This window comes from Burkholderia sp. WP42 (genome assembly GCF_000745665.1).
GTDB classification, from domain to species: domain Bacteria; phylum Pseudomonadota; class Gammaproteobacteria; order Burkholderiales; family Burkholderiaceae; genus Burkholderia; species Burkholderia vietnamiensis.
The window spans coordinates 253,132-273,965 of the sequence record NZ_JQJT01000003.1; the positions used below are offsets into that span (position 1 = coordinate 253,132).

Here is a 20,834-nt window from a genome sequence, read left to right on the forward strand (position 1 = left end):
TTGCGCGGCGTGCCGCAGCGCGAATGCCAAACAATGAGAAATCCTGATGAACAAGTTGACTTTGGCTGACTGGCAGGACAAGGCGGCGTCGCTCCGGATCGAAGGGCGCGCATTCATCGACGGCGCGTCGCGCGACGCGCACGGCGGCAGGACGTTCGACTGCGTGAGCCCGATCGACGGCCGCGTGCTCGCGAAGGTGGCCGACTGCGGCGAAGCCGACGTGAACGCGGCGGTCGCGGCCGCGCGGCGCGCGTTCGACGCCGGCGTGTGGGCCGGGCTGAACCCGCGCGCGCGCAAGGCCGTGCTGCTGCGCTGGGCCGCGCTGATGCGCACGCATCTCGACGAACTCGCGCTGCTCGAGACGCTCGATGCGGGCAAGCCGATCGGCGACACGACGACGGTCGACGTGCCGGGCGCCGCGTATTGCGTCGAGTGGTTCGCCGAAGCGATCGACAAGGTCGGCGGCGAGGTCGCGCCGGCCGATCATCATCTGGTGGGTCTCGTCACGCGCGAGCCGGTCGGCGTGGTCGCGGCCGTCGTGCCGTGGAATTTCCCGATCCTGATGGCCGCGTGGAAGTTCGGGCCGGCGCTCGCGGCCGGCAACAGCGTCGTGCTGAAGCCGTCGGAGAAATCGCCGCTGACCGCGATCCGGGTCGCGCAGCTCGCGTACGAGGCCGGCATCCCGGCCGGCGTGTTCAACGTCGTGCCGGGCGCGGGCGAGCCGGGCAAGCTGCTCGCGCTGCATCGCGACGTCGACTGCATCGCGTTCACCGGTTCGACCGCGGTGGGCAAGCTGATCATGCAGTACGCCGCGCAGTCGAACCTCAAGCGCGCGTGGCTCGAACTCGGCGGCAAGTCGCCGAACATCGTGCTGCCCGATTGTCCGGATCTCGAGCGCGCCGCGCAGGCCGCCGCGGGCGCGATCTTCTACAACATGGGCGAGATGTGCACGGCCGGCTCGCGCCTGCTCGTGCATCGCGACATCAAGGACGCGTTCATCGAGAAGCTGGTCGCGGCCGCGCGTGCGTACGTGCCGGGCAATCCGCTCGATCCGTCGGTGTCGATGGGCGCGATCGTCGACGGCATCCAGCTCGAGCGTGTGCTCGGCTACATCGAAGCGGGGCGCAGCGAGGGCACGCTGGTCACCGGCGGCGCGCGCGTGCGGCAGGAGACGGGCGGCTTCTACGTCGAGCCGACCGTGTTCGAAGTGAAGCCCGACGCGAAGATCGCGCGCGAGGAGATCTTCGGGCCGGTGCTGTCGGTGATCGTGTTCGACGATGTCGACGAGGCCGTGCGGATCGCGAACGACACCGAATACGGGCTCGCGGCCGCCGTCTGGACGTCGGACCTGACGACCGCGCACGACGTGTCGCGCCGGCTGCGCGCGGGCACGGTGTGGGTGAACTGCTACGACGAAGGCGGCGACATGAACTTCCCGTTCGGCGGCTACAAGCAGTCGGGCAACGGCCGCGACAAGTCGCTGCATGCGCTCGAGAAGTACACCGAGCTGAAGTCGACGCTGATCCGGTTGCGGTGAGGTGGGAGCGGGGCGCGCGGCGCCGTACCGCCACCGCGCCCCGTCTGCGTCAAGCCGCGCGCAGCGTCGGATGGAAGCCTGCGGCCTCGATCACCGATTGCACGCGTTCGGCGCCCTGCGCCGATTCGACCTTGACCGTCTTCGCGGCCACGTCGATGTCGAGCTTCGCGGCGGGATCGGCGGCCGTCACCGCGCGTGTGATCGCATTGGCACAGCCGCCGCAGGTCATGTCCTGGACTTCGAATTCCATCGTGTTCTCCTGAGTTGACGATTGACGAGTAGGTTCAGCATGAAGCTTGCCATGGTGGGAAGGTCAAGCGGCGCGCGAGGGTTTTCGTCAGCGTGAAGTCAGACCAATCGACCGCCTCCGCCCGTCCGAATTTTTCCCGATTGACGGTGCGATGACGGGGCCAAAACGCGGCGCTCGCGTTGCCCGGCGCGGTGCGGCACGTGCGCGCACCCATCGATCTTCCCGATTGCTTTAAGGATACGCCAGGGTGAAAATGCGAATCGCTCTTAATATCAATCCGCTTCGGCATTTCACCTCATGATGCACATGAATCGTTTCGTTCTCGGTTTCGCCGTCGCCCTGCTCGGCGCATCGGCCAGCTCCGCATTCGCCGCCGACGACGTCGTCAACCTGACGTTGAAGGACCACAAGTTTTCGCCCGACGGCGTGACGATCCCGGCCGGCAAGCGCGTGAAGTTCGTCGTGAAGAACCTCGACGCGACGCCCGCGGAATTCGAGAGCGACGACTTCAAGGCGGAGAAGGTCGTGCCGGCCGGCAAGTCGGTCGAGATCCTCGTCGGGCCGCTGAAGGCCGGGACTTACGAGTTCCACGACGAGTATCACGAAGCGCAGTCGAAGACGCACCTCACCGTCAAGTAAGCGGACGCCGCCATGCTGTCAACTGCCCTGATCGTGTTCCGTGAAGTGCTCGAGGCCGCGCTCGTCGTGTCGATCGTGATGGCCGCCACGAAGGGCGTGCCGCGCCGCGGCTGGTGGGTCGGCGGCGGGCTCGTCGGCGGCGTGATCGGCGCGGGCCTGATCGCGGCGTTCGCCGACGCGATCTCGCAGTGGGCGTCCGGCATGGGGCAGGAAGTCTTCAACGCGGGCGTGATGTTCGTCGCGACACTGATGCTGGCGTGGCACTGCATCTGGATGAGCCGGCACGGCCGCGAGATCGCGCTGCAGATGGGCGAGGTCGGCCGCGCGGTGGCGGCCGGCAGCCGGCCGCTGACGGGGCTCGCTATCGTGGTCGGCGCGGCGGTGCTGCGCGAAGGCTCGGAGGCCGTGCTGTTCCTGTACGGCATCGCGGCCGGCGACCCTGGGCAGACGCCGCAGATGATCGCCGGCGGCCTGCTCGGCGTGCTCGGCGGCGCGGGCCTCGGCTACGCGATGTACGCGGGCCTGCTGCAGATTCCGCTGAAACGCCTGTTCTCGGTCACCAACGTGCTGATCGTGCTGCTCGCGGCCGGGATGGCGAGCCAGTGCGTGGGCTTTCTGCTCGCCGCGGGCCTCGTGCCGTCGTGGGGCGATGCGGTGTGGGACACGTCGTGGCTGCTGAAGGAATCGAGCGTCGTCGGCAAGGCGCTGCATGCGCTGATCGGCTATACCGCGCGTCCGGCCGGCATCCAGATCGCCGCGTACGTCGGGACGCTGGTCGCGATCGTCGCGCTGGCACGGCTCGTCGGCCGGCCGCAGCCGGCCGTGCGGCCGCCGCGCGCCGCGGCCTGAATTTCCGCTATCCGCATGCAACAAGGGGCGTCGTCGACGCCCCTTGTTGCATGCGCCCGTCGTGCGGGCCGTTCACTGATGACCGTCGATCCACGCGCGGGCCCATTCGAGGCCGGCTTCGCGCGCTTCGTCTTCGGTATCGAACACGCCGAGCACGCCCGACGCTTCGACGAGCCGGTTGTTCTGCGTGATCGTGCCGCTCGCCGCGAACCGTTCGGGTTGCAGGATCTCGTCTTGCTGCAGGATCGCATGGCCCCAGATCTGGTAGCCGTGATAGGTCTGCGCTTCCATTATCGCGTCACCTCCGCGGAACGGCTGCCGGTGCCGACGCGCAGCACGTTGCCGTCCGGCGTGTATTGCCGCGGGATGTCGGAGAAGCCCAGCGCGTGCTGCGGGTCCGGCGCGGCCGGCTGCATCACGGTGAGCCGGCCGGGCGCGGGCTGCGCGACCGGGCGCGGCGCGGCCGGCGCGTCGGCCGCCGCGGCAGGCGGTCGATGCGGCGTGGCTTTGACGGCTTGCGCGACGCGGCGCTTGTGCGGCTTGACGGAAGCCTTCGGTTGAGCGCTGGCGTGCTTTTCCGCGGTCTTGCCGCCGGCATGCGAGTCGGCACTGCTGCCGGTACGTGCGGTAGGCGTACGGGCATCCGCCGCGTGCGCGGCCGGCGTGCGCGCCTCGGGCGGGTTCCAGACCTCGACGTAGTGCTCGGCCGCCCAGCCCGTCGACGCGACGCTCAGCGCCAGCAATCCGCATCCAAACAGTCTTACCATGGTCTCTCCGTCAGTCTCGTCGGTGCGCCGGGCTGCGCTGCGCCGATTGCTTATTCCACCGTCACCGACTTCGCGAGGTTGCGCGGCTTGTCGACGTCGGTGCCGCGCGCGCACGCGGTGTGATACGCGAGCAGTTGCAGCGGCACGACGTGCAGGATCGGCGACAGCTGCCCGTAGTGTTCCGGCATCCGGATCACGTGCAGGCCGTCGTCGTTGACGATCTGCGTGTCGGCGTCGGCGAACACGTACAGCTCGCCGCCGCGCGCGCGCACTTCCTGCATGTTCGACTTCAGCTTCTCCAGCAGCGTATCGTTCGGCGCGACCGTGACGACCGGCATCGCTTCGGTGACGAGCGCGAGCGGCCCGTGCTTCAGCTCGCCGGCCGGATAGGCTTCGGCGTGGATGTACGAGATTTCCTTCAGCTTCAGCGCGCCTTCGAGCGCGATCGGGTAATGCAGCCCGCGGCCGAGGAACAGCGCGTTTTCCTTGCGTGCGAATTCCTCCGACCACGCGATGATCTGCGGCTCGAGCGCGAGCACGCTGTTCAGCGCGGCCGGCAGGTGGCGCAGCTGCTTCAGGAATTGCGCTTCCTGCGCGGCGTCGACGTGCCCGCGCAGCTTGCCGAGCGTCGCCGCCAGCACGAACAGCGCGACGAGCTGCGTCGTGAACGCCTTGGTCGACGCGACGCCGATCTCGGTGCCCGCGTGCGTGAGGAACTGCATCTCGGTGAGCCGCACCATCGCGCTCGTCGCGACGTTGCACACGGCGAGCGTGTGCGTGTGGCCGAGCGACTGCGCGTGCTTGAGCGCCGCGAGCGTGTCGGCCGTCTCGCCCGACTGCGAGATCACCAGCACGAGCTGGCGCGGGTTCGGCACCGACTCGCGGTAGCGGTATTCGCTCGCGATCTCGACCTGGGTCGGAATCTTCGCGATGGATTCGAGCCAGTACTTCGCGGTGAGGCCCGAGTAGTAGCTGGTGCCGCACGCGAGGATCAGCAGGCTGTCGATGTTCGCGAACGCGGCGCTTGCCGCCGCGCCGAACAGCGTCGGGTCGAACGCTTCGGTTTGCGGCACCGTGTCGCTGATCGCGCGCGGCTGCTCGAAGATTTCCTTCTGCATGAAGTGGCGATAGGGGCCGAGCTCGACCGCGCCGCCGTACGCGCTGACCACGCGCGTCTCGCGCTCGACGAGCGCGCCGTGGCGATCGACGATCTTCACGCCGTCGAGCGACAGTTCGCAGACGTCGCCTTCTTCGAGGAACGTGAAGCGGTCGGTGCTGCCGGCCAGCGCGAGCGCATCGGACGCGAGGAAGTTCTCGCCGTCGCCGTGGCCGACCACGAGCGGCGAGCCCTGGCGCGCGCCGACGACGGTGTGCGGCTGATCCTTGTGCGTGACCGCGATCGCGTATGCGCCGTGCAGTTGCTGCACGGCCTCGCGCACCGCTTCGAACAGATCGCCGCGATACAGGCTGTGCACCAGATGCGCGATCACTTCGGTGTCGGTCTGCGACACGAACTCGTAGCCCTTCGCGCGCAGCGCGTCGCGCAGCGTCTCGAAGTTCTCGATGATGCCGTTGTGGACCAGCGCGAGCGCGTTCGACGAGAAGATCGGATGGGCATTCTGCGTGACGGGCGCGCCGTGCGTGGCCCAGCGCGTGTGCGCGACGCCGGTCGTGCCTTCGAGATGGGCTTCGTGGACCTGAGCGTCGAGATCGGCGACGCGCGCGACGCTGCGTGCGCGGCGCGGTGCGTCGGGTTCGAGCACGGCGACGCCGCACGAATCGTAGCCACGGTATTCGAGGCGCCGCAATCCTTCGATCAGCACCGGAACGATATTACGCTGCGCAACTGCGCCGACAATGCCGCACATGAGTCGTCAATCCCTGTAAGTCGAAGCGGGCGCCGTGCCGGCGCCCGCCATAGGTGTTCAGCTTTTCTTCTTGACCGGGCGGACGTAGCCGCTCTTCGCGGTCTGCGTCTTCTCGTTCAATGCGAGCGTGCCTTCGGCGACGTCCTTCCAGACCGTCGTGCCGGCCGCGATCGTCACGCCCCGGCCGACGCGCACCGGCGCGACGAGCTGCGTGTCCGAGCCGACGAACACGTCGTCCTCGATCACGGTGCGGAACTTGTTCGCGCCGTCGTAGTTGCAGGTGATCGTGCCCGCGCCGATGTTCACGCGCGCGCCGATGTCGGCGTCGCCGATGTAGGTCAGGTGGTTCGCCTTCGAGCCGTGGCCGATCACCGCGTTCTTCACCTCGACGAAGTTGCCGACGTGCGCCTCGTCCGCGAGCTGCGCGCCGGGGCGCAGCCGCGCGTACGGGCCGATCACGGTGTTCGCGCCGAGCTGGGCGCCGTCGATGTGCGTGAACGCGTCGATGCGCGTGCCCGCGCCGATCGACGCGTTGCGGATCACGCAGTTCGGGCCGACCGTCACGTCGTCGGCGAGCGTCACGTCGCCTTCGAACACGCAGTTCACGTCGATCGACACGTCGCGGCCGCAGCGCAGCGTGCCGCGCACGTCGACGCGCGCCGGATCGGCCAGCGTGACGCCTTCGACGAGCAGCGCATCGGCGACGTTGCGCTGATGGATGCGCTCCAGCTCCGCGAGCTGCGCCTTGCTGTTCACGCCGAGCGTTTCCCAGTCGTCGTCGGGCTGCGTGGTGACGATCTCGAAGCCGGCCTCGATCGCGAGCTCGACCACGTCGGTCAGGTAGTACTCGCCCTGCGCGTTCTCGTTCTTCAGCGCGCCGAGCCACATCGACAGCTGCGCGGTCGGCGTGACGATGATGCCGGTGTTGATCTCGGCGATCTTCAACTGCTCGGGCGACGCGTCCTTCTGCTCGACGATGCGCGTGACGAAGCCCGCCGCGTCGCGCACGATTCGGCCGTAACCGGTCGGCTCGTCGAGCGTGACGGTCAGAATCCCGTAGCGGCCGTCGTGTGCCGCGTCGACCAGACGCTTGAGCGTCGTTGCACGCGTGAGCGGCACGTCGCCGTACAGCACGAGCGTCGGTTGCGCGGGATCGAGCAGCGGCAGCGCCTGGCGCACCGCGTGGCCGGTGCCGAGCTGCTCGGCCTGCACCGCGAACTGCACGTCGGGCGCGGCGACCGCGGCCTGCACCTGCTCGGCGCCATGCCCGACGACGACGACGAGCCGGGACGGCTGCAGCGTGCGCGCGGTAGCGATGACGTGGGAGAGGAGCGGCCTGCCGGCCAGGGGATGGAGCACTTTCGGCAGCGCGGAACGCATGCGCTTGCCGGTGCCTGCCGCCAAAATCACGATATTCATGGCGCCAGCTATGTCAGAGGAGTTCGAAGCCGTCCATTTTAGCATGCGGCCCCTGGCGTCCCGGGCCTGTCGCGGCGCGGCGACAGCGCCGCAACGGGCGCTCGCGCGCCGTCGCGACGCGCGTTCCGGCCCCTGCTTACAGGTCGTCGAACTGGACGATGGAGATCGGCCGCGCGGCGCCGCTCGTCGTGTTGCCCGCCGCGTCGCCCGCGGCATCGCCGGACGCGCACGGCTCCTCGTCGAACGCGATGTCGCCCAGCGGATCGGCCACGCCGGTCGCGCGCAGCGACGCGAACGGGAACAGGCCGGTATCCATCAGGTGCGACGGCACGACGTTGGCGAGCGCGCTGAACATGTTGTCGACGCGGCCCGGGAAGCGCTTGTCCCATTCGCGGATCAGCGCCTTCATTTCCGCGCGCTTCAGGTTCGGCTGGCTGCCGCACAGGTTGCACGGGATGATCGGGAATTCGCGCAGCTCGGCGTATTTCTCGAGATCGGTTTCCTTCACGTACGCGAGCGGGCGGATCACGACGTTCCTGCCGTCGTCCGACTGCAGCTTCGGCGGCATCCCCTTCAGCTTGCCGCCGTAGAACATGTTCAGCAGCAGCGTCTGCAGGATGTCGTCGCGGTGATGGCCGAGCGCGATCTTGGTCGCGCCGAGCTCGCCGGCCACGCGGTACAGGATCCCGCGGCGCAGCCGCGAGCACAGCGAGCAGGTCGTCTTGCCCTCCGGCACGAGCCGCTTGACGATGCTGTAGGTGTCCTGGTTCTCGATGTGGAACGGCACGCCGATCTGCGTCAGGTATTCCGGCAGCACGTGCTCGGGGAAGCCCGGCTGCTTCTGGTCGAGGTTGACCGCGACGATGTCGAAGTCGATCGGCGCGCGCTCGCGCAGGCGCAGCAGCACGTCGAGCATCGCATAACTGTCCTTGCCGCCCGACAGGCAGACCATCACCTTGTCGCCGGCCTCGATCATGTTGTAATCGCCGATCGCCTGGCCGACCTGGCGCGCGATCCGCTTGAACAGCTTGTTGTTTTCGTACGCTTCCTTCTGCTCGCGGCGCGTCAGCGCGCGGCGGCCGGAGTCGGCGGCGATGGCTTCGGTGGCGGCGCCGTCGGCCGCCGTGTCGTTCGTTTGGGGGGCGTTCATGCGCGCTCCTCGTCCTTGATGCGAAAGACTTCGACGCCGACGGCGTCGCAGTCCGGATAGGCGTCCGGTTTCTCGGTACAGACGCGTACCGCGCGCACGGCATCGTGCGCCAGCAGGGTCGCGGCGATCGCGTCGCACAGCGTTTCCTGCAGATGGATGTGGCCGCGCGCGAGACATTGCGCGACGCTTTGCTTCATCAGATCGTAGTCGACGACTTCATGCAGCCGGTCGTCGATCGGGGTCGACTGCGCGAGCGGCACGAACAGGTCGACGTTGATGACGACGCGCTGCTCGCCGCGCTTCTCGTGTTCGAAGGCCCCGATGTTGATGTGCACCTCGTAGTCGCGCAGGTAGAGCCTGCGGCAGTCCGCGAGGCGGGGGTGCAGGAGAGCGGAAAACATGGTCGTCCCAGTCAAATTGGCGTGCGCACACGCAAAGCGGCGCGGGCGGCGGCCCGCGGGCCGCGCGCTCGCGCGCGATTCATTCATTCGGGCCGGCGTCCGGCGGCACCAGGTGCTCGCCGCCGTCGACGGTCAGCGTCGCGCCCGTGACGCCGGGCGCGCTCGCCAGATAGCAGGCGGCCGCGGCGATGTCGTCGGCCTGCGGCGCGTGGCCGCGCACCAGCGCCGCGACCCGCACCTTCGGCGCGAGCGACAGCGCCAGCGCGGCGGTCGCGCGGTTCAGCGCGGCCTGCATCAGCGCATGCGAGAACTGCGCGGGCGCCGGGTGAAACAGTGCCTGATCGAGCACGTGGATCGCGCACGCGCGCAGCGCCTCGTCGTCGCGCGCCGCGTCGGGCGTCGCGTCGGCGAGCGCGCGGGCCAGCGCGAGCGCGGCCGTCACGTTGCGCGCGAGCGCGCCGGCCAGCGCCGCGCCGTCGGCCGTGTGCGCGTCGTCGGCGCCCGCGCACGCGCTGACGAACACCGCGCACGCCGGGCGGCCCAGCGCCGCGCCGCACGCGGCGACCAGCCCGCCGGCGTCGGCCTCCCGCGCCAGATCGGCGTCGAGCACGACCGCGCGGCGGCCGCGCGCGGCGACTTCGGCGATCAGCGCGTCGGCTGCCGCACGCGGCGCGCCGGGGCTGCGCTGCAGCGCGACGTCCCAGCCGCGCTGCGCGAATTGCGTCGCGAGCGCACGGCCGAGCGTGGCGGCGTCGGCCGCGCTGCCGAGCGCGCCGGCGACGAGCGCGATGCGCGGGGGCGACGTATCGGCTGAAACGGTCATTTACAATGCCGGGATGAACCCGAAAGCTCACGAACCCGCTAGTTTACCTGCTCCCGGCCCCGACGCGCTCGCGCAGTCCGAAACCCTTGCCGCGCAACTGCGCGACGAGATCGCGGCGGCCGGCGGCTGGCTGCCGTTCGATCGCTTCATGGAGCGCGCGCTGTATGCGCCCGCCCTCGGCTATTACAGCGGCGGCGCGCGCAAGTTCGGCCGCCGCGCCGACGACGGCAGCGACTTCGTGACGGCCCCCGAGCTGTCGCCGCTGTTCGCGCAGACGCTCGCGAATCCGGTCGCGGACGCGCTCGCGGCGAGCGGCACGCGTCGCGTGATGGAATTCGGCGCGGGCACCGGCAAGCTCGCGGCCGGGCTGCTCGCGGCGCTCGACGCGCTCGGCGTCGAACTCGACGAATACCTGATCGTGGATCTGTCCGGCGAGCTGCGCGAGCGGCAGCGCGAGACGATCGCGGCCGCCGCGCCGGCGCTCGCCGGCAAGGTGCGCTGGCTCGACGCGCTGCCGGAGCGCTTCGACGGCGTCGTGGTCGGCAACGAGGTGCTCGACGCGATGCCGGTGCGCCTGTTCGCGAAGGCGGGCGACACGTGGCTGGAGCGCGGCGTCGCGCTCGACGCGCGGCACGCGTTCGTGTTCGAAGACCGCCCGGCGGGCGCGGCCGGCGTGCCGGCGGTGCTCGCGACGCTCGACGTCGGCGACGGCTACGTGACCGAGACGCACGAAGCCGCGCTCGCGTTCACGCGCACCGTGTGCACGATGCTCGCGCGCGGCGCGGTGCTGCTGGTCGACTACGGCTTTCCGGCGCACGAGTACTACCATCCGCAGCGCGAGCGCGGCACGCTCATGTGCCACTACCGCCACCACGCGCACGACGATCCGTTCCTGTATCCGGGGCTGCAGGACATCACCGCGCACGTCGAATTCACCGGCATCTACGAAGCCGGCATCGCGACCGGCGCGGACCTGCTCGGCTACACGTCGCAGGCGCGCTTCCTGTTGAACGCGGGCGTCACCGACGCGCTGGCCGCCATCGATCCGTCCGATATCCGCGCATTCCTGCCGGCCGCCAATGCGGTGCAGAAACTGATTTCGGAAGCGGAAATGGGCGAGCTGTTCAAGGTGATCGGCTTCTCGCGCGGCATCGACGGCACGCTCGACGCGTTTGCGCGCGGCGACCGCTCGCACGCGCTCTGAAGGGAGCCGGCGATGCTGCGCTGGCTGATGACGTCGTTCGTCGCGGTGATGATCCTGACGCGTTGCTGGCCGTGGCTCGGCAAACTGGGCGTCGGGCGCCTGCCGGGCGACGTCACGCTCACACTGGGAGGCCGGCGCTACCCGTTCCCGTTCATGTCGACGCTGGTGCTGACGATGCTTCTGTCGATGGTCGCGCGGCTGCTGTGAGCAGCCCGCAACGGCGACGGCGCGCCACGGCTGGGGTCGTGGCGCGCGCTTGAGGGTTGGGTTGGTGGCGGCGCGTGAGTCGAAGCTCGAGGTCCAAGCCCGAGGATCAACGCTCGCGGATCAAAGCGCACATCTCAAAGCTCGATCTCGCCGAGGATCCGGTGCGCGAGCGCGATCGCTTCCTCGAATGCCTCTTCCTCGCTCGTGCTCGTCGTATGGACGTCGTAGCGCATGTTCTCGGTCTCGCTTCCGTCGTCCCGGGCGAGGATCACGTAGCCCTGGAACTGGCCGTTGCCGGCGTGGTGCGTATGCGCCTTGGCCGTGTAGATGCCTTTCGTGAATGTGTTCGTGTCCATCATCGTGCCTCTCCCGCAGTAGGACGCCTCATCGTAGCACTGCGGCGCAGCATGTACAGCGCCGCGAAACGGCGACCGATCGACGCGTCGCCGGTGCCCGGTTCGCGGCCCGTCCGCTCCGTCACGCGTCACCGTTCGAGCAGCGCCACGACCTCGTCGAGCGTCGGCGCATGGGCGCCCGTATGCCGGCACGCCGCCGCACCGGCCGCGAGCGCGAATGCGAGGTGCTCGCGCCACGAACGCTGCGGCGCGGCCATCAGGCTGAACAGCATCCCGCCGATCGACGCGTCGCCCGCACCGACCGTATCGACCACTTCGACGCGCGGCGGGCTTGCCTCGAGCACGTCGTCGCCGGCGTAGAGCGTGGCCGCTTGCGCGCCGCGCGTGACGAACACCGCCGCACGCGGGTTCAGCGCGCGCACGGCGGCGACCGCGTCGGGACCGTCGCCGCCGAACAGGTGGCGCAGGTCCTCGTCCGACACCTTGATCAGGTCGGCGAGGCCGGCCATCTTCTCGAGCGTCGGCCGATACGCGGCCGTCATCAGGTTGCGGTAGTTCGGATCGAAGCTGATCTTCACGCCGCGCGCGTGCAGCTGCGCCGCCAGCGCGACCAGCGTGCTCGCGAGCGGCTCGCGCACCAGGCTGATGCAGCCGAAGTGTGCCCACTTCACGTGCTCGGCCCAGCCCTGCGGCAGCCGCGCGGGATCGAACGCGAGGTCCGCGCTCGCGTCGCCGATGAAGAAGTACGCGGGCGGGCGCGTCTCGTGCACGATCGCGAGCAGCGGCGCACGCGGCACGCGCTGCAGGAACCGCAGGTCGAGGCCGGCGGCCTCGCTCGCGCGCCACAGCACGTCGGAGAAGCAGTCCTCGCCGATCGCGCCGGCCAGCGCGCTCGGCAAGCCGAGCCGCGCGACCGCGCGCGCCACGTTCCAGCCGGCGCCGCCCGGCACCGAGGTCCATTGCGCGTCGCCTGCGCGCACCATGTCGGTCAGGATGTCGCCCGCCGACACGAAAGCCGGGAAGGTGCCGCCGCTCATTGCGTCGTCTCGCTGCGCGCCGCGCGCGCCAGGGTCGCGAGCACGTCGTAGCACGCGCCCATCGTGTGATAGTCGGTCTTGCCGGCCGGGCTCTTCTCGTCGCTGTACTTGCGGTTGTCGCAGGTGAGGATGCGGTACCACGCGCCGTAGCGGTGATCGACGAAGTGCGCCCAGCTGTAGCGCCAGATCTCGTCGTACCAGTCCCAGAAACGCTCGCTGCCGGTGCGCGCGCCGAGCATCGCGGCCGCCGCGAAGGTCTCCGCCTGCACCCAGAAATACTTGTTGTGATCGCAGATCGTGAAGTCGGGGCCGAAGCCGTAGCAGAGGCCGCCGTGATCGGCGTCCCACGCGTGCGCGAGCGCCGCGTCGAACAGCTCGGTCGCGCGCGGCACCAGCCAGTCGAGCGGCCGGTGGCGTTCGAGGATCAGCAGCAGCTTCGCCCATTCGGTCTGGTGGCCGGGCTGGAAGCCCCACGGCCGGAAGATGTTCGAGCTGTCTTCCTTGTTGTAGTCCCAGTCGACCGACCAGTCCGCGTGGAAGTGCTCCCACACGAGGCCGCCCGACAGCGCCGCCTGACGCTGCGTGATGTGGCTCGCGACCTTTTCCGCGCGATCCAGATACGTGAGATGGCCGGTCGCCTCGTACGCGGCGAGCAGCGCTTCGGTCATGTGCATGTTCGCGTTCTGGCCGCGGTACGACGATACGTGCCAGTTCGGCGTAGCGTCGTCGGCATAGAGGCCGGCGGCGGCGTCCCAGAAGCGGCGCTCGGCGAGCTCGAAGGTCGATGCGATCAGCGCGCGGGCTTCGTCGATGCCCGCCATCGTCGCGTGCGCGGCGGCGAGCAGCACGAACGCGAGCCCGTAGCAGTGGCGTGTGGCGTCGAGCGTGGCCTGCTTGCGGCCGTCGCGCCACTCGAGTTCCCAGTCGTAGCCCTGCAGCGCGTCGTCCCAGTGCGCGTCGCGCAGGAAGCGCAGGCCGTGGCGCGCGTAGTCGAGGTGGCGCGTATCGCCGAAATGCCGGTAAGCCATCGCGTAGTTGTAGACGAACCGGCAGCTGCTCACCAGATGCCGCGACGTGGGGTTGTAAATGCTGCCGTCGTCGCGGAAATAGTGGTGGAAGCCGCCCGTCGGGTCGAACGCGTTCGCCGCGTAGAAGCGCAGCGTGTCCTCGACGTGCGACAGCAGGAACGACGGATCGCGGAAGCTCGCGACGAACGGCGCCGCTTGCGCGTGACCGGCCGGCGCGGCCGGAGTGGGTTGGACCGGAGGCATGTTCATGATTCGTGGACCGTGGCGGTATCGAGTGCCGGTGAGCCGGCGGGCTGGCTGCTGGCCCGCACGATCAGCTCGACGGGCAGGGAGATCTCGGTGTGCTCGGGCGCTTCCGCGAGCAGCAGTTCGACGCCGCGGCGGCCGAGCGCCTCCTTGTCGACGGCGAGCGTCGTGAGCGGCGGGTTCGCGTGCGCGGCGGCCGGGATGTCGTCGAAGCCGACGATCGCGATGTCCTGCGGAATCCGCAGGCCGCGCGCGATGCAGACGCGCTGCGCGGCGAGCGCGGCGGCGTCGTTGTACGCGAACACCGCGTCGGGGCGCGGGCCGGGCGCGTCGAGCAGTTGCTCCATCGCGCGCGCGGCGCCGGTGTCGGGGTCGAGGCCGGCGTCGATCGTCACTTCGTAGGCGGGATCGAACAGCTTGCCGGCCTCGAAGAACGCGCGCCGATAGCCGATCGCGCGCTGCGCGATGCTGTAGTGCGCGGCCGAGCCGCCGATGAACGCGATGCGCGAGCGGCCGGTGGCGAGCAGGTGGCGCATCGCGAGCGCGGCGCCGGTCGCGTTGTCGATGTTCACCGAACGCAGGCCGGGCGCCCACAGGTCGATCAGCACGAGCGGCCGGCCGGTCGCCGCGAGCGCCTCGATCGTCTCGGGCTCGATGAAGCCGGCCACCGCGATCGCGTCGGGCGCGTGCGGACGCATCTGGCGCAGCACGTCGTCGTTCGGCCCGACCGTGAGCAGCGTGGGCACGATGCCGCGTTCGCGACAGGCGTCTTCGACGCCGTGCAGCACGTGCGAGAAGAACGGGCTCGCGGGAAAGCGGTTGTGCTGGCGATGCAGCAGGAAGGTGAGCCGGCGGATGCGCGGCCGCAACTGCGCCTGGTCGTAGCCGAGCCGGTGCGCGATTTCGACGATGCGCGCGCGCGTGGCCTCGGACAGGCCGGGCTGGTTTTTCAGCGCGCGCGAGACGGTGCCGATCGAGACCTCTGCCGCCCGCGCCACGTCGCGAATGGTGGTGCCCATCGTTCGGGTCCGGTTTGTTTAGGGTGAAGGCGATTGTATAGTAAAAATCCGGGCGCAATTCGGGCCGGATAACCGGGGAATACCCGGAAATAACGGGTTTTTAGGTGCTAATCTGCGAAAACGACGTAACTAAAAATACTAAACAAAACGCGGGAAAGGCAAGGTTGGTGTGGGGCGGTGTTGCGGTGCGCGGGTGGTCGGCGTGAAGTTGCTCATGGGAGCGGCGGCCAGAGAAGGGGCGCGGCGCGGTGGCGGGGGCCGGGGCGGCGAACGAGGCGAACGAGGCGAACGAGGCGGACGAAGCGGACGAAGCGGACGAAGCGGACGAAGCGGACGGGGCCGGACGAGGCGAATGAAGCGAACGAGAGCGAGCGCAAGCGTACGAGAGCGAGCGCAAGCGTACGAAGCGCGCGCAAGCGTACGAAGCGCGCGCCGGCTACCCGATCCCGCCAACCGCCCGCCCCGCCGGTCTCCGCCCGTCGTTCAGCAGGCCACCGCGGCGCGCGGCGGCTCGCCGCGCTCGCGCAGCGCGGCGCGGCCGGCGTCGAGGTCGACGACCGCGAGTCCGCCCGGCTGCTGCTTCGCGCGTCGCTTCGCGAGCGCGGCGACCGACGCGATCTCGTCGCTGCCGTAGCGCATCGCGTCGTTGGCGCCGGCCGGCACGCCGACCGCGCCGATCGCCATCGTCACGAAGCCAAAGAACGCGGCGTTGCCGTGGCGGTCCTCGCCGCGCAGCCCGCCCGCCAGCCGGTCGGCCTGCGTATAGAAGCGCAGCGCGCCTTCGTTGAAGCGCGCGATCGCCTCGGTCGCGCGCGCCTGCCAGTCGTCGCGCTGGAACAGCACCAGGAAATCGTCGCCGCCGACGTGCCCGAGAAAGTCGCGCTGCGGATCGCACACGCCGGCCAGCACCGTCGCGGCGAACTTCAGCACTTCGTCGCCCTGCCAGTAGCCGTACTGGTCGTTGAACGGCTTGAACTGGTTCAGGTCGACGTAGCACGCGTGGAAGCCGGCGTCGCGCGCGAGCAGGCGGTCGATATGCGCGCTGATCGGGATGTTGCCCGGCAGGAACGTCAGCGGATTCGCGTAGCGCGCGGCCTCGATGCGCATCTCGGTCACCGCGCGCACCAGGCTCTCGCCGGTGCCGAGCCCGACGTAGCGGCCGTGTTCGGTGATCACGAAGCCGTCCGCCAGATAGCGCTGGTCGTGGCGCGCGAGCAGCATCGCGAGCTGCTCGACCGTCGTCGCGTTGTCGATCATCAGCGGCGCATCGTTCGCGAACTGCAGACACGGCTTCTTGCCGAACACCTCGCGGTGATACGGCAGCGCGAAGCGGTCGATGAAGCCGTGCCGGTTCACCAGCGCGACCGGCCGGCTGGCTTCGACGAGCGCGACCGCGTGCAGGCCGGGCATCCGGTTGAACAGATCGAGCACGTCGTTGTTGGTCGCGTCGCGCGGCAGCGCCGGCGCGGGCACCAGCATCTTCGCCGCAATCGTCGCGGCTGGACGCACGCTGCGCGTCGCGCCGGGAAACACCGCGATGTGCGGCGTATGAATCGCGTCGCGGGCGGCCGGCGCGAGCAGCGACGACGGGCGCGCGCTCGGCCGGCCGAGCAGGAAGCCCTGCACGCAGCAGATTCCGATGTCGCGCACGACGGTCAGGTCGCTTTCGTTCTCGATCCCTTCCGCGATCAGCTTCGCGCCGCTTGCTTGCGCGAAGTGCTGCATCGCCCGGACCGCCTCGAACTTGAGCGGATCGCGCGCGATGTCGTGAATGAAGAAGCGGTCGATCTTCACGACGTCGGGATGCAGGCGCAGCCACAGGTTCATGCTCGCGTTGGCGGTGCCGTAATCGTCGAGCGCGAACTGGATGCCCGCATCGCGCAGCGTCTCGACCGCCGGCCCGATGCGCGCGATGTCGGGCATCGTCGCCTGCTCGGTGAGCTCGATCACGATGCGCTCGGCGGACACGCCCGCGCGGGCGAGCAGCTGCCGCGCGCGCTCGCGTTCACGCGCGAGCTGCACGATCGTGCGCGCACTGAAGTTGAGGAACAGCTTGCCGTCGCAGCCGAGCGCCGCGAACGCGTCGATGCAGGTGAGCGCGGCCGCCTGTTCGAGCGCGATGGTGGCGCCGTCGCGGGCGGCCTGCGCGAACAGCGCGTTCGGCGCTTCGAGATCGGTGCCGCGCGGGCCGCGGATCAGCCCTTCGTAGCCGACGACGGTGCCCGACGCGAGATCGACGATCGGCTGGAATACGGCGGCGAGCGCGCGCTCCGCGATCAGGCGCGTGGTGACGGCGGCAGCGGAGCCGGAAGAGGGCGGAGGCATGGGCGGGCTGAAGCGAGGGTACGCCAGACTTTAACGGCAACTCGCGCGGACAATTGAGTGAAGATTTCGTGACCTGATGCACGTGGATGGTGCATCGGTGTGCGGCGAGCGGCGAAGAGGGCACGGCGCGCAGGCGAGCAGCCGCAAGCGAGAGCGAGCCGGGACCGCAAAACCCACAACGCCGCAGCCCGCGAACCCCGCCCGCGGCAAGCACCCAGCCAACCGCCTCCTACCGCTACGCCACTGCGCCCGCCCGCGTCAGCGCCTGCCCGCGTTCAGCCCGCGGCCGCCGCGTGCGCTCGCGGCGACCGGTTCCCCATCTTCGCCGCTCGTGTCGCGCGCGCCCCAGCGTTGCGCGAGGGCCGCGCATGTCATCAGCTGGATCTGATGAAACAGCATCAGCGGCAGCACGATCGCGCCGACCGCCTGCGCGGAGAAGATCACCTTCGCCATCGGCACGCCGGCCGCGAGGCTTTTCTTCGATCCGCAGAAGATGATCGTGATCTGGTCGGCGCGGTTGAAGCCGAGCCGCTTGCCGACGAAGGTGGTCAGCAGCAGCGCGATCGCCAGCAGCACGATGTTGACGATCAGCAGGCCGCCCAGCGCGCGCGCCGGAATCTGATGCCACAGCCCCTGGTTCACGGCCTCGCTGAACGCGACGTAGACGACCAGCAGGATCGAGCCCTGATCGACGAAGCGCAGCACGCCGCGATTGCGGTCGATCCAGCGGCCGATCACCGGACGCAGCAGCTGCCCCGCGATGAACGGCACGAGCAGCTGCATCACGATGCTGCCGACCGTGCTCCACGGCGACGCGGCCGCGGCCGACTGCGACGTGATCATCAGCCCGACGAGCGCGGGCGTCACGAAGATCCCGAGCAGGCTCGACGCCGAGGCCGCGCACACGGCGGCCGGCACGTTGCCCTTCGCGATCGACGTGAACGCGATCGACGACTGCACCGTGGACGGCAGCGTGCAGAGGAACAGCACGCCGGCGTAGAGCGTCGGCGTGACGAGCGGCTGCAGCACGGGTTTCAGCGCGAGGCCGAGCAGCGGAAACAGCGCGAAGGTGCTGAGCAGCACGACCGCATGCAGCCGCCAGTGGGTCGCGCCGGCGATGACGGCTTCGCGCGACAGCTTCGCGCCGTGCAGGAAGAACAGCAGGCCGACCGCGACGTTGGTCGCCCAGTTGAACGCATGCGCGGCCGCGCCGTGGCACGGCAGCAGGCTCGCCAGCACGACGGTGCCGACCAGCGCGAGCGTGAAATTGTCGGGAAGAAAGCGTGGACGGGCCATGGTGAAACTCGAGTCGGAAACAACGGCGGGAGGCAGGCGCGCGTGTCGCGCGCGCGAAGCCGCTATTGTCCGGCCAGCGAATTCAATACACAAATTCATTGTGGGAATCGATTGATGATTCCATTGCACGGGAGCCGGTGTCGCGGCGGGTCGAAATCTGCGCCAATCCACCGAAGAATGTTCTGCGACGATCGCGTCAGGAAGTGAAAAAACCTAGCAGTAACATGGTGTTACACCGATGCCGGCGACCTAACACTTTTTGGCTCGACACCGTTTCGGGCCACCCATAAATTACTGCTGAAAGGCTTGCGTCGGCCGGGGAGTGTCCGGCTGCGGGCCGCAACAGGCACTGAGCGATGGCGGAACGGGCGAAACGGAAGATCGGACGATGGGTGGCAGGGGCGCTCTGCGCGCTGCTGGTGCCGCTCGCGCTTGCCCAGCCGCCGCGCGGCGGCGCAGGTTTCGGCGCCCAGGGTTTCGGTCACGGCTTCGGTCATGGCCTCGGCGCCGGCACGCGCGCATACGGCCAACCGGCCGCGGGCGTACCGGTATGGCGTCGCGGTGCGCCGGCCGGCGGCGTGCGCAGCGGCGGCGTGAACGGCTACGGCGCCCGCTGGGGGCTGCGGCCGACGCCGTCGTACGGTCATTACGCCGCGCAGAACCCATACCGGCCGATCAGCGCCGATTCGCGCCAGGTGCCGCATCCGTCCGGCGGCGGCAACGTGCCGCTGCGCGCGGGCTCGATTCGCGCGGACGTCGCGCGCTACAACGAGGAGCGCGGCGGCCGTCCGATGCCGCCGCCGCGTGCGCAGGAAGAATCCGGCCGCTCGCCGTTTTTCTCGCCGTTCTACCGAAACTGAGCGCACCGCGCGCTCGTCCCCCGCGCTGTGATGCGAATTCGCCACAGTCGCCCACACATTTCCGCTGATTTTCCCGACGCATTGCGCTATCTTTCGCGCCCGGCACGCGCGCCGCGCGGCCGGCCGGCCGCGTGTCCGTCCCGCGCCGGGCCGCCGCGATGCGCCGCCGCGCATCTTCGCGCCGAGAAGTTAATGCCGCCGCTATACCCGCAATAAGTGCGCGCAATTTTGGTCGGATAAATCTTCCGTAAAGATGGCTGCGCCCCACACGACGCAAGCACTCGGCCCCAAAAACAACGCTCGCGCCGCTTATCGACTATCGACAAAACCTGGAGATCCCATGAAAGCATTCGCTCGCCGTGCGTCGCGCACGTCCGTCAACCTGATCGCCGCGGCCGCCTGCGTCGCCGCCGCCGCACCCGCCCATGCGCAGTCGAGCGTGTCGCTCTATGGTCAGGTCGACGAGTGGGTGGGCGCGACCAAGTTCCCGGGCAGCGATCGCGCATGGAACGTGTCGGGCGGCGGGATGTCGACGTCGTACTGGGGCCTGCACGGCGCGGAGGATCTCGGCGGCGGCTACAAGGCGATCTTCACGGTGGAGAGCTTCTTCCGGGCGCAGAACGGCCAGTTCGGCCGCTTCCAGGGCGACACGTTCTTCGCCCGCAACGCGTACGTCGGCGTCAGCTCGCCGTACGGCACGGTGACGGCGGGGCGCCTGACGACGCACCTGTTCCTGTCGACGATCCTGTTCAACCCGTTCTACGACTCGTACACGTTCTCGCCGATGGTGTACCACGTGTTCCTCGGCCTCGGCACCTTCCCGACCTATCCGAGCGACCAGGGCGCGGTCGGCGATTCGGGCTGGAACAATGCGCTGTCGTACACGTCGCCGTCGTTCGGCGGCCTGAATTTCGCGGCGATGTATGCGCTCGGCAACACGGCCGGCGACAACCGCTCGAAGAAGTGGAGCGCCCAGTTCAACTACGCGAACGGCCCGTTCGCGGCGACCGCCGTCTACCAGTACGTGAACTTCAACAACGGCCCGCAGGATCTCAGCTCGCTCGTGACCGGCCTGAAGAGCCAGGGCATCGGGCTCGTCGGCGCGACCTACGACCTGAAGTACGTGAAGCTGTTCGGCCAGTACATGTATACGAAGAACGATCAGGCAAGCGGCAGCTGGCACGTGAACACCGCGCAGGGCGGCGTCTCGGTGCCGCTCGGCGTCGGCAACGCGATGGCGTCGTACGCGTACTCGCGCGACGCCGGCGGCCTCGACCAGACGCGCCAGACCTGGGCCGTCGGCTACGATTACCCGCTGTCCAAGCGCACCGACGTCTACGCCGCGTACATGAACGACCACATCAGCGGGCTGTCGAACGGCAACACGTTCGGCGCCGGCATTCGCGCGAAGTTCTGATTCGCGCATTCGCCGCGCGCGCAGACGCTGCGCGCGCGGCCGGCATGTCGGCCTGCCCGCCCACGAACGGCGCCGCTCACCGCGGCGCCGTTTTGCGTTTGTTGACCTTTATGTTTCCTCGCCTTTGTTACCCTAT

At 69.3% G+C, this 20,834-nt stretch carries 21 protein-coding genes; 7 read left to right on the top strand and 14 right to left on the bottom strand.

The window, feature by feature from the left end; translation table 11 throughout:
• The first annotated feature begins 46 nt into the window (after positions 1 to 46).
• Positions 47 to 1,537: an aldehyde dehydrogenase gene (locus EX20_RS01175; RefSeq protein WP_034192501.1), complete on the top strand. Its 1,491-nt coding sequence runs from the start codon at positions 47 to 49 to the stop codon at positions 1,535 to 1,537.
• A gap of 49 nt (positions 1,538 to 1,586) precedes the next feature.
• Here EX20_RS01175 and EX20_RS01180 read toward each other — a convergent pair whose 3' ends face one another.
• Positions 1,587 to 1,787, bottom strand: coding sequence for a heavy-metal-associated domain-containing protein (locus EX20_RS01180; protein ID WP_011886228.1), 201 nt, complete (start codon positions 1,785 to 1,787; stop codon positions 1,587 to 1,589).
• Between the two features lie 306 nt (positions 1,788 to 2,093).
• Between EX20_RS01180 and EX20_RS01185 the strand changes: the two genes are divergently transcribed.
• Positions 2,094 to 2,426 (top strand): cupredoxin domain-containing protein, encoded by a 333-nt coding sequence (locus EX20_RS01185; RefSeq protein ID WP_011886227.1) that lies wholly within the window; start codon positions 2,094 to 2,096, stop codon positions 2,424 to 2,426.
• Positions 2,427 to 2,438: 12 nt separating this feature from the next.
• Complete coding sequence (locus tag EX20_RS01190; protein ID WP_011886226.1) at positions 2,439 to 3,275, top strand: FTR1 family iron permease; 837 nt, start codon at positions 2,439 to 2,441, stop codon at positions 3,273 to 3,275.
• 72 nt (positions 3,276 to 3,347) lie between these two features.
• On the opposite strand, the gene EX20_RS01195 is transcribed toward EX20_RS01190, so the two are convergent.
• The 7 genes from EX20_RS01195 to EX20_RS01225 form a co-directional block, all read right to left on the bottom strand.
• The gene (locus tag EX20_RS01195) at positions 3,348 to 3,566 is read right to left on the bottom strand and encodes a hypothetical protein (protein WP_011886225.1); all 219 of its coding nucleotides are present in this window, start codon (positions 3,564 to 3,566) and stop codon (positions 3,348 to 3,350) included.
• A complete protein-coding gene (locus tag EX20_RS01200) occupies positions 3,566 to 4,042 on the bottom strand; it encodes a hypothetical protein (protein ID WP_034192502.1) in 477 nt (158 codons plus the stop codon). The genes EX20_RS01195 and EX20_RS01200 overlap by 1 nt, the downstream gene beginning before the upstream one ends.
• Positions 4,043 to 4,092: 50 nt before the next feature.
• The gene (glmS, locus tag EX20_RS01205) at positions 4,093 to 5,910 is read right to left on the bottom strand and encodes a glutamine--fructose-6-phosphate transaminase (isomerizing) (protein WP_011886223.1); all 1,818 of its coding nucleotides are present in this window, start codon (positions 5,908 to 5,910) and stop codon (positions 4,093 to 4,095) included.
• Between the two features lie 57 nt (positions 5,911 to 5,967).
• The gene (gene glmU, locus EX20_RS01210; RefSeq protein WP_034192503.1) at positions 5,968 to 7,329 is read right to left on the bottom strand and encodes a bifunctional UDP-N-acetylglucosamine diphosphorylase/glucosamine-1-phosphate N-acetyltransferase GlmU; all 1,362 of its coding nucleotides are present in this window, start codon (positions 7,327 to 7,329) and stop codon (positions 5,968 to 5,970) included.
• Positions 7,330 to 7,465: 136 nt separating this feature from the next.
• Positions 7,466 to 8,479 carry a tRNA 2-thiocytidine(32) synthetase TtcA gene (gene ttcA, locus EX20_RS01215; protein WP_034192504.1) on the bottom strand — a complete coding sequence of 338 codons (1,014 nt, stop codon included), beginning with the start codon at positions 8,477 to 8,479 and terminating at the stop codon, positions 7,466 to 7,468.
• Positions 8,476 to 8,880 carry a dihydroneopterin aldolase gene (locus EX20_RS01220; protein ID WP_034192505.1) on the bottom strand — a complete coding sequence of 135 codons (405 nt, stop codon included), beginning with the start codon at positions 8,878 to 8,880 and terminating at the stop codon, positions 8,476 to 8,478. The genes ttcA and EX20_RS01220 overlap by 4 nt, the downstream gene beginning before the upstream one ends.
• A 79-nt stretch (positions 8,881 to 8,959) precedes the next feature.
• A complete protein-coding gene (locus EX20_RS01225) occupies positions 8,960 to 9,703 on the bottom strand; it encodes an SDR family oxidoreductase (protein WP_034192506.1) in 744 nt (247 codons plus the stop codon).
• A gap of 13 nt (positions 9,704 to 9,716) precedes the next feature.
• Between EX20_RS01225 and EX20_RS01230 the strand changes: the two genes are divergently transcribed.
• Together EX20_RS01230 and EX20_RS01235 are read left to right on the top strand one after the other, a co-directional pair.
• Complete coding sequence (locus EX20_RS01230) at positions 9,717 to 10,907, top strand: class I SAM-dependent methyltransferase (RefSeq protein ID WP_034192507.1); 1,191 nt, start codon at positions 9,717 to 9,719, stop codon at positions 10,905 to 10,907.
• 12 nt (positions 10,908 to 10,919) lie between these two features.
• Positions 10,920 to 11,114: a DUF2905 domain-containing protein gene (locus EX20_RS01235; RefSeq protein ID WP_011886217.1), complete on the top strand. Its 195-nt coding sequence runs from the start codon at positions 10,920 to 10,922 to the stop codon at positions 11,112 to 11,114.
• 134 nt (positions 11,115 to 11,248) lie between these two features.
• On the opposite strand, the gene EX20_RS01240 is transcribed toward EX20_RS01235, so the two are convergent.
• The 6 genes from EX20_RS01240 to EX20_RS01265 form a co-directional block, all read right to left on the bottom strand.
• Positions 11,249 to 11,470 (bottom strand): hypothetical protein, encoded by a 222-nt coding sequence (locus EX20_RS01240; protein WP_011886216.1) that lies wholly within the window; start codon positions 11,468 to 11,470, stop codon positions 11,249 to 11,251.
• Between the two features lie 128 nt (positions 11,471 to 11,598).
• Complete coding sequence (locus tag EX20_RS01245; protein WP_011886215.1) at positions 11,599 to 12,507, bottom strand: carbohydrate kinase family protein; 909 nt, start codon at positions 12,505 to 12,507, stop codon at positions 11,599 to 11,601.
• Complete coding sequence (locus EX20_RS01250) at positions 12,504 to 13,784, bottom strand: AGE family epimerase/isomerase (protein ID WP_034192508.1); 1,281 nt, start codon at positions 13,782 to 13,784, stop codon at positions 12,504 to 12,506. The genes EX20_RS01245 and EX20_RS01250 overlap by 4 nt, the downstream gene beginning before the upstream one ends.
• Positions 13,781 to 14,800 (bottom strand): LacI family DNA-binding transcriptional regulator, encoded by a 1,020-nt coding sequence (locus EX20_RS01255; protein ID WP_014723774.1) that lies wholly within the window; start codon positions 14,798 to 14,800, stop codon positions 13,781 to 13,783. Before EX20_RS01255 ends, EX20_RS01250 begins: the two co-directional genes overlap by 4 nt.
• Before the next feature lie 483 nt (positions 14,801 to 15,283).
• Positions 15,284 to 17,125, bottom strand: a complete 1,842-nt coding sequence (locus tag EX20_RS01260; RefSeq protein ID WP_034192509.1) for an EAL domain-containing protein — start codon at positions 17,123 to 17,125, stop codon at positions 15,284 to 15,286.
• A gap of 258 nt (positions 17,126 to 17,383) precedes the next feature.
• Positions 17,384 to 18,421 carry a bile acid:sodium symporter family protein gene (locus EX20_RS01265; protein ID WP_011886211.1) on the bottom strand — a complete coding sequence of 346 codons (1,038 nt, stop codon included), beginning with the start codon at positions 18,419 to 18,421 and terminating at the stop codon, positions 17,384 to 17,386.
• A 356-nt stretch (positions 18,422 to 18,777) separates the two neighbouring features.
• On the opposite strand from EX20_RS01265, the gene EX20_RS01270 reads away from it, so the two are divergent.
• Positions 18,778 to 19,281, top strand: coding sequence for a hypothetical protein (locus EX20_RS01270; RefSeq protein WP_034192510.1), 504 nt, complete (start codon positions 18,778 to 18,780; stop codon positions 19,279 to 19,281).
• Positions 19,282 to 19,621: 340 nt separating this feature from the next.
• A complete protein-coding gene (locus EX20_RS01275; protein WP_034192511.1) occupies positions 19,622 to 20,698 on the top strand; it encodes a porin in 1,077 nt (358 codons plus the stop codon).
• Positions 20,699 to 20,834 lie beyond the last annotated feature (136 nt).

Bases quoted from the DNA above. Each gene is read 5' to 3' on its own strand.
- EX20_RS01175 (WP_034192501.1), top strand. From the start codon at position 47: ATGAACAAGTTGACTTTGGCTGACTGGCAGGACAAGGCGGCGTCGCTC.
- EX20_RS01180 (WP_011886228.1), bottom strand. From the start codon at position 1,787: ATGGAATTCGAAGTCCAGGACATGACCTGCGGCGGCTGTGCCAATGCG.
- EX20_RS01185 (WP_011886227.1), top strand. From the start codon at position 2,094: ATGAATCGTTTCGTTCTCGGTTTCGCCGTCGCCCTGCTCGGCGCATCG.
- EX20_RS01190 (WP_011886226.1), top strand. From the start codon at position 2,439: ATGCTGTCAACTGCCCTGATCGTGTTCCGTGAAGTGCTCGAGGCCGCG.
- EX20_RS01195 (WP_011886225.1), bottom strand. From the start codon at position 3,566: ATGGAAGCGCAGACCTATCACGGCTACCAGATCTGGGGCCATGCGATC.
- EX20_RS01200 (WP_034192502.1), bottom strand. From the start codon at position 4,042: ATGGTAAGACTGTTTGGATGCGGATTGCTGGCGCTGAGCGTCGCGTCG.
- glmS (WP_011886223.1), bottom strand. From the start codon at position 5,910: ATGTGCGGCATTGTCGGCGCAGTTGCGCAGCGTAATATCGTTCCGGTG.
- glmU (WP_034192503.1), bottom strand. From the start codon at position 7,329: ATGAATATCGTGATTTTGGCGGCAGGCACCGGCAAGCGCATGCGTTCC.
- ttcA (WP_034192504.1), bottom strand. From the start codon at position 8,479: ATGAACGCCCCCCAAACGAACGACACGGCGGCCGACGGCGCCGCCACC.
- EX20_RS01220 (WP_034192505.1), bottom strand. From the start codon at position 8,880: ATGTTTTCCGCTCTCCTGCACCCCCGCCTCGCGGACTGCCGCAGGCTC.
- EX20_RS01225 (WP_034192506.1), bottom strand. From the start codon at position 9,703: ATGACCGTTTCAGCCGATACGTCGCCCCCGCGCATCGCGCTCGTCGCC.
- EX20_RS01230 (WP_034192507.1), top strand. From the start codon at position 9,717: ATGAACCCGAAAGCTCACGAACCCGCTAGTTTACCTGCTCCCGGCCCC.
- EX20_RS01235 (WP_011886217.1), top strand. From the start codon at position 10,920: ATGCTGCGCTGGCTGATGACGTCGTTCGTCGCGGTGATGATCCTGACG.
- EX20_RS01240 (WP_011886216.1), bottom strand. From the start codon at position 11,470: ATGGACACGAACACATTCACGAAAGGCATCTACACGGCCAAGGCGCAT.
- EX20_RS01245 (WP_011886215.1), bottom strand. From the start codon at position 12,507: ATGAGCGGCGGCACCTTCCCGGCTTTCGTGTCGGCGGGCGACATCCTG.
- EX20_RS01250 (WP_034192508.1), bottom strand. From the start codon at position 13,784: ATGAACATGCCTCCGGTCCAACCCACTCCGGCCGCGCCGGCCGGTCAC.
- EX20_RS01255 (WP_014723774.1), bottom strand. From the start codon at position 14,800: ATGGGCACCACCATTCGCGACGTGGCGCGGGCGGCAGAGGTCTCGATC.
- EX20_RS01260 (WP_034192509.1), bottom strand. From the start codon at position 17,125: ATGCCTCCGCCCTCTTCCGGCTCCGCTGCCGCCGTCACCACGCGCCTG.
- EX20_RS01265 (WP_011886211.1), bottom strand. From the start codon at position 18,421: ATGGCCCGTCCACGCTTTCTTCCCGACAATTTCACGCTCGCGCTGGTC.
- EX20_RS01270 (WP_034192510.1), top strand. From the start codon at position 18,778: ATGGCGGAACGGGCGAAACGGAAGATCGGACGATGGGTGGCAGGGGCG.
- EX20_RS01275 (WP_034192511.1), top strand. From the start codon at position 19,622: ATGAAAGCATTCGCTCGCCGTGCGTCGCGCACGTCCGTCAACCTGATC.